Raw genomic sequence first — 13,317 nt, forward strand, 5'->3', positions numbered from 1 at the left:
CCCTAGCGGCTTAAGCCCGCTCCACCGGGTTGGCCAGCTTGCCAATACCCGGAATCTCGATTTCGATGCGGTCGCCCGGGAACATCGCAGCGGTACCGGCCGGGGAGCCGGTGCAGATGACGTCACCCGGCAGCAGCGTAATCGAGGCGGTGATGAACTCGATGACCTCCGGGATGGACATAATCATCTGGTTGGAGTTGGAGTCCTGCTTAGTCTCGGTAACACCCTCGTGAGTCAGGTGCGCCTTGATTGGAAGCTCGTTGTAGTCCAGCTCCGTCTGGATCCACGGGCCCAGCGGGCAGAAGGTATCGATGCCCTTTGCGCGCGCCCACTGACCGTCGGCGAACTGCAGGTCACGGGAAGAAACATCATTGACGATGGTGTATCCGAAGATCACATCGTGAGCGTTTTCCTTCTTGACGTTCTTGCACGGCTTACCAATAACCAGTGCCAGCTCGCCCTCAAACTCGACGTTAGTGGCGAAATCCGGAATGCGAATCGGCGCTTCCGGACCAATAACGGCCGTCGGCGGCTTAATGAACATCGTCGGCGGCAGCGATTCTGCCGACTTCTTGAACACCTCGGCGACGTGGTCAGCGTAGTTACGACCAATAGCGATGACCTTCGACGGCAGCATCGGGGCAAGCAGACGTACGTCGGCAAGCGGCCAGGAACGACCAGTCTTATTCAGCTGACCGAAAGGGTGCCCTTCGATCTCGTGCAAAGTAACTTCATTGCCTTCGCCCTCGACGAGCGCGAAGCACATGCCCTCTGGGTGGGCGATTCGAGCAATACGCATAAAAATAGGGTACACGTCACATTGCAATAACTATGCAATGACCCCCACTCTCAAACATGTACGATTTAAACTCCGCGCGATTCCTGCGCAAGCCACACCAACGCACAAGCCAGCGCATCGTTGAACGCATGATGGGCCTTAAAACGGGGAATGCCGTACTTGTCGCACAGTGACCACAACCGCAGCTCATCACGGACCGGCTCGCGGTTGGCTCGCAGAATTGCGTCGTACTCGCGTGTCATCGTGTCCGCCACCGGCACATCAAAGCGCGCATCAAAGTACTTCCGGCACAACGGATCCAGGAAACCAACTTCCATCCGCGCGTAGTGCGCCAGCAGCTTCCGTCCCCGTAGAGCTTCTAACAGCTTGCCGACGGCCACCTCTGCCTCTACCCCGGTTGCGACCATGTCGTCGGTAAGCCCATGCACCGTCGCCGACTCGCCGACGCTCACCTCCTCGCGCTCTGGGCGAATGAGAAGGTGACCCGACTCTTCCAGCACGATGTCGCGGCCTTCGACGGCAACCCAACCGATGGAAAGCAACTGATCTTTGGAGGGATCCAGACCGGTGGTTTCCACATCGACCGCGAGCCAAGCATTGTCGCGGATAGGTGCGTCCAAGAGTCTCTTGCGGGGTTTGAAAAACTTCAACATTGCGCGCTCACACAGCTAACTCACACAGCTAAACTACGACATCGCCCGGATGGGATACTTCGCCCCGAGGCTCTGCTGCAACTTGCGGATAACACCAAACGCATCGCGCAGGTGCTCGCGTTCCAGGCTGGAGAGACGCTTCGGGTAGATGTGGTTATTCGGCTGCTCGCCAGCGTTGAACTGGGCCTGCTGGTGATGAAGCTGCACCGTGCACAGGAACTCGAACGCATCCGCCAGATCCTGCGCACCCTGACGGCTCACGCTTCCGGCACCCACACTCGCCGCCAAGCGTTCACGCGTGGACAGCTGCGGCAGCCCGGCCGCCACAGTAAATAGGCGCGCCATCTGCACCACAGCAGCAGTTCCCCCCTTCTTGATGTCCAGGGTCTCTGCGTGCTCGCCGCCCTTCTCCAGCACCAGGCCACGGAAGAAGCCGAGCGGCGGCTCCCGCCAGGCCGAGAGCTTGGCCAAGTGCGCGTGCAGGCGCTGCGACCCCTGGGCCAGCGGTAGGTAGGCCGCGCGCAATTCCTCTACCAGTTGCACATCGCCCGCTACCGCTCGCATGTCGAAGAAGGTCTGTGCATGTAACAGCGCCTCCGCCTCCGGTGCGGTAATCCACCCGTGGAACGTGCGCAGCCACTGCGACTTGGTCATCCTCCACGCAGGATTGCTGGCCATCATGTCCCCTGGACAGAGCGGATAACCGACTCGGTCGAGGTTGGTGCAAATCTCGTCGCTAAGCGCGGCGAAATAGTCAGCATGAGCGTCGGCGTCGTAGTCGTCGGCGAGAACAAGCGCATTGTCCTGATCGGACGCGAGCCCCATCTCCCCGCGCCCATGCGAACCCAGTACCGCAAAGGCGTAGCTGACTGGTGGCGGCCCAAGCTTTTCCTCCGCCAGCGCAACCAGGCGTCGGGTGACAGCATCGGCCACGGCAGTCAGCAGCTTGGCGACCTCCTCCCCCGAATCACCTCGGTCAATAAACCGGCCGACAATCCGCCGCGCGTTCTGAGCAATCTCCGCAATCTCCGAGATATCGCTCTTCCGCGCCAGCGTCGCCGTCGCGTACACGGGATCGGTGTGCAGACTGCGCAGCAGGTCACCAATGACAATCATGCCGACCACTCTCGTCCCGTCGTGCACCGGCAGATGATGGTAACCGCGCTCAGCCATCAGCAGCATGGCCTCAAAAACCAGCAGGTCGGGACTGATGGTTTCCGGGTTCCCGGTCATCACTTCGCTTACAAGCGTCGCCGCGGGCTTCGCCTCTGCCAGCACTCGACGACGGAGGTCACGGTCAGTGATGATGCCGACGAGCGGGCTCTGGTTGGCGCCTGCAGACTCCATTACGAGCAAACTGGAGACATTCCGCTCCGTCATAATCTGCGCCGCCTCTTGTACTGTCGCATCAGCACTGCAGGTCACCAGCGATGTTTCCATCAGATCCGCAACCCGTGTGCGCAATGACTCCGATGCCGCAGTACTCCGCAGCTTCGATGCCACTGCGCGAATGCGCGCGTTCTCACCGCCGTAATAGCGCCGGACCTCTACGAACTGCTCATTGAGCTGGTCAAAAACCTCCTTGGAGATCACTAGGAATACGCAGTCCTCCACTGCCGTCATCGTGTATAGCGAAGGGTCACTGCTCAGCAGCGTCGAATAGCCGAAATGATCTCCCACATCTCGCCTGTCCAACAGCGTGCCAGCTGGGTCAAAGAGATCCACCATGCCGGAGCGAATAATGAAACAGCTGTTGTTATCCGCACCCGCCCGGATAATCTCCGTTCCACGACGGGCATAGCGCATGGTCAAAAGCGGTGGGATAGTCGCGCGCTCTTCATCGTTGAGGTCCGAAAAGGGGCGAGTATGGCTGAGGAAGTCTGCGATTTCCGCAAGCTCGACGGTCATGGGGTCAATTATCCCCTATTTTTGCTCCCAATAGGACTGATTTGCGGGAATACTCGACCTTATGACCAATTCCACACACAGCGCTTCAATAAATCCCGAATGGCCGCTCGACGCCCACATCCTCGGCAGGATGGACAAGCTCGCGGCACTCGTCGCGACGCTTGACGACGACACCTTCAACGCAACCCTCCCCATCCCAGCCATTAACTCCCTGGCCGTGCTGTTACGACATGTGACCGGATCCGCGAGGTACTGGCTCGAGCGCGTCTGCCTTGGGCGTGATTATGTCCGTGATCGCGATGGGGAGTTTTCTGCTCATTGCAGTGTTTCGGAAGGGCTGGAGATTTACCACCGTGACCGCGCGGCCATTGAATCCGCGCTGGTGGAGTTGCAAGGCGTGGACCGCGCTGGTGCTCCTGCTGTTATTCCTACCGATAAGGACCGTTGGTGGTGCGGCAGCATCGAAGGCGTGATTGTGCATGTCTTCCACGAGGCGGCTCAGCACCTGGGACATGCGGAGATTACGAGGGATGCGCTAGTGGCAGGACTGGGAGGGGATGATTCCGATAACGGCGCAGGAAGCTCATCCCCATACCCCCTTGACACCATCATCGATGTACTTCGCCAGGTCGGACATGCGTCGGACTTCATCGAGCACACCGCCGACGGTAAGACTCACATCACTACCGTCGATGGCAAAACTGTGATTGCCTAGCCCTCTCCCCCCCTATTTTTTACTGCGCTACTTCAAAGCAGCAGCAATGCGGTCGCCAACCTCAGCGGTCTTGATCGGGCCACTACCGCGAGTAGCCATGTCAGCTTCCACAGCAGCCTCGATGCGCTGAGCGTCTTCCTCACGACCCAGGTGGCGCAGCATCATGGCACCCGACAGAATGGCTGCGGTCGGGTCAGCGATCCCCTTGCCAGCAATGTCGGGAGCGGAGCCGTGAACGGGCTCAAACATGGACGGGTTGGTATTAGAGGCGTCAATGTTGCCGGACGCCGCCAGGCCGATACCGCCCGACACTGCACCAGCCTCATCAGTAATGATGTCGCCGAAGAGGTTGTCGGTGACGATGACGTCGAAACGCGAAGGATTAGTGACGAGGTAGATTGTCGCAGCGTCGATGTGCGAGTAATCGACATCTACCTCTGGGTATTCCTTAGCGACCTCATCGACCGTGCGCTGCCACATACCGCCACCGTGCACCAACACATTGGTCTTGTGGACAAGGGTCAGCTTCTTACGACGGGTCATAGCCAGCTCGAAGGCGTAGCGAACAACGCGCTCAGCACCGAAGCGGGTATTGACGGAGGTCTCGTTGGCAACCTCGTGTGGCGTGCCGACGCGAATCGCACCGCCGTTACCGGTGTAAGCACCTTCGGTTCCCTCGCGGACGACCACGAAATCAATTTCGCCCGGGTTCTTCAGCGGTGACTCGACACCCGGGAAGAGCTTGGAAGGACGCAGGTTGACGTGGTGATCCAGCGCGAAGCGCATCTTCAGCAACAGGCCGCGCTCGAGAACACCCGGAGGAACGTTCGCCGGGTCACCGATAGCACCGAGCAGAATAGCGTCGTGCTCACGCAGGGAGTCGAGATCGGCGTCGGTAAGCAGTTCGCCATTGCGCAAGTAGCGACGCGAGCCGAGGTCGTACTCGGTGGTGTCGAACTCGCCGATAGCAGCCTTGAGCACCTTCAGTGCCTCTGCCGTAACTTCCGTGCCGATGCCATCACCCGGGATGACGGCGATCTTCAGCTTTCCTGCCTCAGTCATTTTTTGAGATACCCTTCTCACTATATGGACACAAATGAGTGTAGCAGAACCTAGCGCTCACCCCCGTCACTGTCTGCGCGATTTTTACCATCTCCATCGTTTTCACAATCCACCCCGCCTACTGCTCTCTCCTTTTCCATATCCCGCCGCACCTTATCCACTAGGCCGCGGAGATTGTCATGCAATTTGCGACGTTTCTCATTGTGCTCAGCCAGCGCAGCGGTCTTCTTTTCAGTCTGCGAGGCAAAGGTGTAACGACCATGCCCAGTGTGCTCTTTTTCCGACTGCGCAAACGGCCCTTCATCACAAGAGAGGAACGTCCAAGCTTCGATCCCATCATCACCTCGAACAACTCGCCACATACCGGCAGTTTTGAGGTTGTGGTGCCTTCGACAGAGACAATGGAGATTATCTGTGTGCGTGACCCCTTCCTTTTGCCGCTCACCACCGGAAAGGCTGTGATCAAATTCCACAATATGGTCGATATCGCACTTTTCCGCGGGGACATCGCATCCAGGAAAACTACACACACCGTCACGGGCACGCACGAATGCACGCTGAGACTCGGAGGGCCGATACCCCTCAACCGCACTATCCCCCAGCACCCGCAATGTCGATACCCGCTTCAGCCAAGACTCGGCCACCAGCGAAGAAAGCCAACCTGCGCCAGCGAGCCACACTGGAGTGTTTTCCGGTTCGCCATCCTCCCCGGGAGAGAGCACTCGGAAGAGTTCCAGATTCACCTCCACCTCACAAGTACCGCGTAACGCATGCATGAAAGCTGCCGCGCGACTCACTTTCATCTTCTTAGCCACTGCGTCGATAATTGCAAGGGCTTCCACTGCATGATGCCGCTCGAGTACAGTAGTCAGTGTCGTAACTCCAGCGTCACCATGTTCATCAACTGCGATAAACTCCTTAGCCGTCATACGATCGCCGAAGTAGTCGAGAGCCGCAGCTTGAACCTCCCGTACCTCCTCCGACTCCACGGGATTATCCGCCGACCCTCCATCCGCCTCGACCTGGTATGCCGCCGCATCAATTGCAGCATCTACGGTCGCCTCCACATTCCGGGCCAGGACCCTATCAGCCTGCAACCCAGCGACATCCACATCACGTGGCCGCACTTCCGGAGCACACTCACCAATCACTCGCTGCACCCGCGTTGCCATCGCACGCACGCCACGGAGTGCCTCCCCGTCGCGCCTAGGCTTAACGACGTCCACGAGACCCGACTCCACTGCGTCAACCTTGTCATCGGCTACAGGTCGGGTATGTTTACCAAGCATTGCTAAATGCCTCATCGACAAATGCCCGCGCTCCTGACACATTTCCGCTAGTTGCGGCATACGTCCAAGCATGTAGCCAATTTCCATATATTTGTTCACTTCGGCGCGTGAGATTCCAAGCACCACCGACCAATAAGCCAAATGAGCTTCGACATCGCCATCATCTGGTGGTGCGACCCGCTGAGCGATAACCATCTCCAGACGATTAATCTCGCGCATCACTTCAGCGAGCGAATGAGCCCTCACCTCATGGCTGAACCGAAATTCCCCACACGATTCCAACTCTGACATTGCACTGTCCCCTCCCTAACGAGGTCCTCTAACGAACAGTTCTTTATCAATTCGCCCACACCATATCCCCCACCCCGGATTCAAACCGCTGCGCACCCCAAAAATCTCCACATTACTCGAACACTATTTCGAACTAAAGCCGAAAGAAAATCCCGCCCTACGACGCAAACTTCGTCGTAAAGCGGGAACCGCACTAGAAACCTAGTCGACCGGCTTCATGGAACCGTTTTCGAGGAAACGACGGTGGAAGTCATAAGAAGTACCCAGGTCATGCGGAGTATGCAGGTACGGGGTGACCCTCTCAGCACGCTCAACGTATTCGAGCAGCGCCTCCTTGTACATCGGGTGCGCACACTTCTCAATGACAACACGGGAACGCTGACGCGGCGCCAGCCCACGGAGGTCAGCCAGACCCTGCTCAGTGATGATGACCATCACGTCATGCTCAGTGTGGTCAACGTGAGAGACCATCGGCACGATTGCGGAAATGTCGCCATTCTTAGCCAGCGACGGGGACACAAACGTAGAGATGTAGGCGTTTCGGGTGAAGTCACCGGAACCGCCAATGCCGTTCATCATGCGGGAGCCAGCCACGTGAGTGGAGTTGACGTTGCCGTAGATGTCAGCCTCAATCATGCCGTTGGTGGTAATCAGCCCCATGCGGCGGACCAGACCCGGGTTGTTGGAGATGTCCTGCGGACGCAGAACAATCTTCTCGCGGTAGTCAGCAGCATTCTCATTCATACGAGCTGCGTACTCCGGGGACAGCGAGAATGCGGTACCGGAAGCCACGGTCAGCTTGCCAGCATCCATCAGGTCGACCATGCCGTCCTGGATAACCTCAGTGAAGGAGGTCAGGTTCTCATACTTGGAGTCGAGCAGGCCTGCGAGCACAGCGTTCGGAATGTTACCGACACCCGACTGCATCGGCAGCAGGTTCTCCGGCAGACGACCGGCCTTGACCTCCCCATCGAGGAAGTCGAGCAGGTAGCCGGCAATGGCCTTAGAGTCATCGTCCAGCGGCTTGAACGGCGAGTTACGGTCCTCGGCGTTCGTCTCGACGACAGCGACAACCTTATCGACATCGATCTGAACATCCGGAGTGCCGATGCGGTCCCCCGGGTTCACAATCGGAATCTCCTTACGGTTCGGAGGCAGCCCAACACTGTAGATGTCGTGCATACCCTCGAGATCCTCGGACTGCCAGGAGTTGACCTCAATAATGATCTTCTCTGCAGCATTCAAGTAAGAAATGCTGTTACCAACCGAAGAGGAAAGAATCAGGGATCCATCGGCCTTAATGCGAACAGCTTCGACCACAGCAACATTGACCGGGCCAAAGAAGCCCTGCTCAGTCATCGGGCCAGAGTGCGACAGGTGAATATCACTATAGAAGGCATCGCCTGCATTAATACGGTTACGCATTCCCGGGTCGGACTGGTACGGCATACGCCACTCAACACCATTGGCCTTCGCCAGCGCACCATCAAGTTCCGGAGCGGTAGACGCGCCGGTCAAGACCTTAATCTTGAACTCGTCGCCACGCTCGTGAGCGGCCTCCATGCGCTCAGCGAGAGCCGGCGGGACAACCTTCGGGTAGCCAGCACCGGTAAATCCGGCAAAGCCCACCATGTCTCCGTGGTTAATGAACTGCGCCGCCTCCTGCGCGGTCATCACCTTGGATTTGAGACCAGCATGGGCAATACGATCTGACATGAATTCACCTTTCTATATCCCCCAACGCGACTATCGGGGTAGTGCCTCGAACACCAAAGCACACCCCCAACCCTATCAACGAAGCGGTTAGTGCCTTTCATTCAGATGCCCGAAAGCGCCCCCATTTTAGGCACACTTCACGCGACACTAAAGCCGACTACAACACCGTTTTATGCCCTACGTCACAACTGTCTGACAATAAGCCGTACGACACATTTACGACCCCTCGCCTAGCTCAATTCGCGCAGTAGTTATTGATAATCATTTTCAGTACGCTAATCTTGTCGGGTGACTTCTACCGAATTTTCTGATAGCACCACCGAGACCACTCCCGTCACCGTCCTGTCCGGATTCCTGGGCGCCGGCAAGACCACCCTCCTCAACAACCTCCTGGCAAACTCACAGGGGCGCAAAATCGCGGTCATCGTCAACGACTTCTCGGAAGTCAACGTCGACGCCGCCCTCATCGAGCAAGGCACATATCTCGAGCGCGGCGAGGACCGTTTCATCGAAATGTCCAACGGCTGCATCTGCTGCACGCTGCGAGATGACCTCGTTGAAAACGTCGGCAAGCTCGCGCGCAGCGGCAAGTTCGAGCACATCGTCATCGAATCCACCGGCATCTCCGAGCCCATGCCAGTCGCCGCTACCTTCGAGTGGGAATTCGACGATGGCCGTCGCCTCGCCGACATCGCCCCCATCGACACGATGGTCACGCTCGTCGACGCCTCTACATTCCTCGACAGTCTCCGCCAGGGACGCGCACTGCCTGACGACGAACGCACGGTCGCTGACCTCCTTGTCGACCAGGTGGAATTCGCCGATCTCATCCTCATCACCAAATCCGACCTCGCCGGCGAAAAGCTCACCGGCGGCACCGAGGAAACAATCCGCGCCATGAACCCCCGCGCACGCATCGTCCGCGTGACTAACGGCGAAATCGCCACCTCTGCCATTCTCGACGCATCGCTTTACGACGAAGGTACCGCGGCCACTTTCCACGGATATGCAGAAGAACTTGCGAATCCCCACACGCCGGAGACTGAAGAATACGGCATTTCTTCGGTTGTTTTCCGAGGCAACCGCCCCTTCGACCGCGAACGACTGATTAAGGCTCTCCGCGGCACAAAGGGGCTCGTACGATCCAAGGGGCACTGCTGGATTTCCGACCGCCTCGAAGTCGCCCACGTGTGGAGTCAGGCGGGGCCGAACCTGAAGATCACCCCTGCCGTCATGTGGGCGCAGACCGATGTCCCACCATCCAATGAGGTCGTACTCATCGGTGTGAAATTTAACCCAGAGGCCACACTGCAGGCATTCGAGGATGCCATGCTGACTGACGAAGAAGTGCGGGAATTGCTGTAACAAAGCCCCTGGAAGAGCGCCGATAAACGACCCGCTGAAGCGATCAGAGTGTCATAAATCACTTCTCAACCTGCGGGTGTGGCAACACACTGTTAGCGCATGCTAGGTTAGGCGACAAAACTAAAGTCGAACAGTCTATCTAGGAGATGACATGTCTGATCGCATCGCACATGCCGGTTTGCGCGGCAAGGTAATGACCGCCGACGAGGCTGCACAGTTTATCAATCATGGTGATGCCCTCGGCATCTCTGGCTTCACCGGTGCTGGCTACCCGAAGGCCCTGCCGACTGCGCTGGCAAACCGTGGCAAGGAACTTCACGCCAAGGGTGAAGAGTTCGCTGTCGACATCTACACAGGCGCTTCCACTGCCCCAGACTGTGACGGCGTGATGGCAGAAGCTGACATCATTCGCTACCGCATGCCGTACCAGGGCGATCCGGCACTGCGTAAGTCCATCAACTCCGGCAAGGCGAAGTACCAGGACATCCACCTCTCCCACTCCGCGCTGTACATCGAGCAGGGCTTCCTGCCGATTGACGCCGCAATTGTTGAGGTCACTCGTATTACGGAAGATGGACACCTCGTTCCGTCGTCAAGCGTTGGCAACAACGTCGAGTGGATGGACAACGCTGACAAGATCATCATCGAGGTCAACTCGTGGCAGTCCGAGGAACTCGAGGGCATGCACGACATCTACCGCATTCAGCACCTGCCTAACCGCACGCCGGTGCCGATCAACGCCCCGGGTGACCGCATTGGTACCCCTTACATCGACATCAACCTGGACAAGGTTGTCGCAGTTGTCGAGACCAACGCGCCGGACCGCAACTCCCCGTTCAAGCCGTTGGATGAGACCTCGAAGGCTATTGCCGGCCATTTCCTCGACTTCCTCGAGGGCGAAGTTCGCGCGGGTCGCCTGGCTTACGACCAGTACATCATGCAGTCGGGCGTCGGTAACGTTCCGAACGCCGTGATGGCGGGTCTGTTGGACTCCAAGTTTGAGAACATCAAGGCCTACACCGAGGTTATTCAGGACGGCATGATTGACCTGATTGACGCAGGTAAGATGACCGTCGCTTCGGCTACCTCCTTCTCCCTGTCTCCGGAAGCGGCCGAGCGTATGAACAACGAGGCTGCTCGCTACCGCGAGAACATCATTCTGCGCCCGCAGCAGATTTCTAACCACCCGGAGGTTGTCCGTCGCGTCGGCCTAATCGCCACCAACGGCATGATTGAGGCCGACATCTACGGCAACGTCAACTCCACCCACATCAACGGCAGCCGCATGATGAACGGCATCGGTGGTTCCGGTGACTTCACCCGTAACGCCTTCGTTTCCTCGTTCATCTCGCCGTCGCTGGCGAAGGACGGTGCGATTTCGACTATCGTTCCGTTCGCTTCGCACATTGACCACACCGAGCACGACGCCATGGTCATCATCACCGAGCGTGGATTCGCTGACCTGCGTGGCCTGGCACCGCGTGACCGCGTGGCGAAGATGATTTCCGTTGCACACCCGGAGTACCAGCCACTGTTGGAGGAGTACTACGAGCGCGCGCTGAAGACCGCTCCGGGCATGTCTACCCCGCACGACCTGCGTACTGCCTTCGACTTCCACGTCAACATGATTGAGAAGGGCTCGATGAAGGGCTAGGCAGTAGGGCTACGGCTGCATAGATCAGCTGGGAAACAAAAATCCCCTCCATGCGGAGGGGATTTTTTCATGCAGTAGAAGCTGCGCTAGAGACTAGCTCTAAAACGCCTAGGCGCTCAGAACTAGTCCAGCTCGAGCTGCAGAGCGTGGGTAGCGGAGATCTCCTCGGTAATCTTTCCGACGAGCTCCTCCGGAACCTCCTTGGAAACGCGCAGCACCAGGATGGCAGTCTGATCTGCTTCCTGCGGAGACAGAGCAGCAGCCTCGATGTTGATGCCGGACTCACCCAGGGTGGTAGCAACGCGACCCAGAGCGCCCGGAACGTCGTTGTACAGCAGGAAGAGGTTACGGCCCTGAGCGCGCATGTCGATGCCGCGGCCATTGATACGGACAATCTTCTCGACGCGGTTCAGGCCAGTGAGAGCACCAACGACGGTAGCGGTGGAGCCATCAGCACCGATGACCTTGACCTCGAGTACGGAGCGGTGGGAGACGGACTCCGGCTCGGTCTCGACAGTGAAGGTCACACCACGCTCTTCTGCGATACGCGGAGCGTTGACGAAAGTGACCGGTTCTTCCACCATGAGAGAGAACAGTCCACGGATTGCTGCCATACCCAGAACGTTAACGTCCTCAGTGTGCAGCTCACCGCGAGCGGTGACCTCAACAGCAGCCGGAGCGCCCTCGAGCAGACCGCCAGCAACCAGACCCAGCTCACGAGCCAGCTCGAGCCACAGGGCCACCTCTTCGCCGACAGCGCCACCGGAAACGTTGACTGCATCCGGGACGAACTCGCCAGCCAGGGCCAGCAGTACGGACTTAGCGACATCGGTACCTGCACGGTCCTGCGCCTCGACGGTGGAGGCACCCAGGTGCGGAGCACAAACAGTTTCCGGCAGGCCAAACAGCGGGGAATCCGTGCACGGCTCGGTCGCGTACACGTCGAAGCCAGCACCGCGGATGTTGCCAGCCTTGATTGCGTCGGCAAGCGCCTGCTCGTCGACGAGACCGCCGCGGGCAGCGTTGATGATGATCTGGCCCTTCTTGGCCTTGCCCAGGAGCTCAGCATCGAACATGCCGGCGGTTTCCTTGGTCTTCGGCAGGTGGATGGTCACGAAATCAGCGCGAGCCATCAGGTCTTCCAGCTCAACCAGCTCAACACCGAGCTGAGCAGCACGGGCCGGGTTCGCGTACGGATCGTACGCAATGATGTTGGTCTCGAAAGCAGCGAGACGCTGCGCAAACAGCTGACCGATGTGACCGAAACCGACGATACCGACGGTCTTGCCGAAGATTTCGACACCCTTGAAGGAAGAGCGCTTCCACTCCCCTTCACGCAGGGACGCGTCCGCAGCCGGCAGCTGGCGAGCGGTGGCCAGCAGCAGTGCGATTGCGTGCTCACATGCAGAGTGAATATTGGAGGTCGGAGCGTTGACAACCATGACGCCGCGCTTGGTAGCGGTATCGATGTCGACGTTATCCAGGCCAACGCCGGCGCGACCGACGATCTTCAGATTCGGAGCAGCCTCGAGGACTTCCTGATCCACGGTGGTAGCGGAGCGGACGAGAAGTGCGTCAGCATCACCAACCGCAGCCAGGAGCTCAGCGCGGTTCGGGCCATCTACCCAACGGACCTCAACGGAATCCCCCAATGCGTCCACAGTGGACTGTGCCAGCTTGTCGGCGATGAGGACAACGGGGCGAGCGTTCTGGCTCACAAGCATCTCCTGGTTTGTCTCGAAAAGTTTATGCAGTATGTGCGGTGTCACTTAAGAAAACTACTAAAGCGTGCACGCGCATTACGTCTCATCATAAACTCTGGGGGTGAGACACGGGGGGACTTACCTAAGCAAAACGGCGCTTAC

At 58.4% G+C, this 13,317-nt stretch carries 10 protein-coding genes; 3 read left to right on the plus strand and 7 right to left on the minus strand.

Features of this window, described 5'->3' with window-relative positions; all coding sequences use genetic code 11:
• Positions 1 to 10 precede the first annotated feature (10 nt).
• The 3 genes from CRD13_RS02025 to CRD13_RS02035 all read right to left on the minus strand — a co-directional run bounded on the left by CRD13_RS02025 (position 11) and on the right by CRD13_RS02035 (position 3,360).
• A complete protein-coding gene (locus CRD13_RS02025; RefSeq protein WP_048735367.1) occupies positions 11 to 799 on the minus strand; it encodes a fumarylacetoacetate hydrolase family protein in 789 nt (262 codons plus the stop codon).
• A 65-nt stretch (positions 800 to 864) separates the two neighbouring features.
• Complete coding sequence (locus CRD13_RS02030; RefSeq protein ID WP_246821108.1) at positions 865 to 1,419, minus strand: 3'-5' exonuclease; 555 nt, start codon at positions 1,417 to 1,419, stop codon at positions 865 to 867.
• A 66-nt stretch (positions 1,420 to 1,485) separates the two neighbouring features.
• The gene (locus CRD13_RS02035; RefSeq protein WP_187401202.1) at positions 1,486 to 3,360 is read right to left on the minus strand and encodes a DUF294 nucleotidyltransferase-like domain-containing protein; all 1,875 of its coding nucleotides are present in this window, start codon (positions 3,358 to 3,360) and stop codon (positions 1,486 to 1,488) included.
• 61 nt (positions 3,361 to 3,421) lie between these two features.
• On the opposite strand from CRD13_RS02035, the gene CRD13_RS02040 reads away from it, so the two are divergent.
• Positions 3,422 to 4,075: a DUF664 domain-containing protein gene (locus tag CRD13_RS02040; protein ID WP_049172112.1), complete on the plus strand. Its 654-nt coding sequence runs from the start codon at positions 3,422 to 3,424 to the stop codon at positions 4,073 to 4,075.
• Between the two features lie 27 nt (positions 4,076 to 4,102).
• On the opposite strand, the gene CRD13_RS02045 is transcribed toward CRD13_RS02040, so the two are convergent.
• The 3 genes from CRD13_RS02045 to CRD13_RS02055 form a co-directional block, all read right to left on the minus strand.
• On the minus strand, positions 4,103 to 5,119 hold the full coding sequence (locus CRD13_RS02045; RefSeq protein WP_101687711.1) for a 3-isopropylmalate dehydrogenase: 1,017 nt from the start codon (positions 5,117 to 5,119) through the stop codon (positions 4,103 to 4,105).
• 68 nt (positions 5,120 to 5,187) lie between these two features.
• Entirely contained in the window at positions 5,188 to 6,717 is a 1,530-nt protein-coding gene (locus tag CRD13_RS02050; RefSeq protein WP_049194072.1) for an HNH endonuclease signature motif containing protein, read from the minus strand.
• 201 nt (positions 6,718 to 6,918) lie between these two features.
• Positions 6,919 to 8,433 carry an acetyl-CoA hydrolase/transferase family protein gene (locus tag CRD13_RS02055; RefSeq protein ID WP_070605060.1) on the minus strand — a complete coding sequence of 505 codons (1,515 nt, stop codon included), beginning with the start codon at positions 8,431 to 8,433 and terminating at the stop codon, positions 6,919 to 6,921.
• 288 nt (positions 8,434 to 8,721) lie between these two features.
• Between CRD13_RS02055 and CRD13_RS02060 the strand changes: the two genes are divergently transcribed.
• Both CRD13_RS02060 and CRD13_RS02065 read left to right on the plus strand, forming a co-directional pair.
• Positions 8,722 to 9,798 (plus strand): GTP-binding protein, encoded by a 1,077-nt coding sequence (locus CRD13_RS02060; protein ID WP_049172106.1) that lies wholly within the window; start codon positions 8,722 to 8,724, stop codon positions 9,796 to 9,798.
• Between the two features lie 151 nt (positions 9,799 to 9,949).
• Positions 9,950 to 11,452, plus strand: coding sequence for an acetyl-CoA hydrolase/transferase family protein (locus CRD13_RS02065; protein ID WP_048735346.1), 1,503 nt, complete (start codon positions 9,950 to 9,952; stop codon positions 11,450 to 11,452).
• 122 nt (positions 11,453 to 11,574) lie between these two features.
• Here CRD13_RS02065 and serA read toward each other — a convergent pair whose 3' ends face one another.
• Complete coding sequence (gene serA, locus CRD13_RS02070) at positions 11,575 to 13,170, minus strand: phosphoglycerate dehydrogenase (protein WP_049190146.1); 1,596 nt, start codon at positions 13,168 to 13,170, stop codon at positions 11,575 to 11,577.
• Positions 13,171 to 13,317: the final 147 nt, after the last annotated feature.

Source organism: Corynebacterium sp. LK26 (assembly GCF_014335085.1).
Lineage (GTDB): Bacteria > Actinomycetota > Actinomycetes > Mycobacteriales > Mycobacteriaceae > Corynebacterium > Corynebacterium jeikeium_D.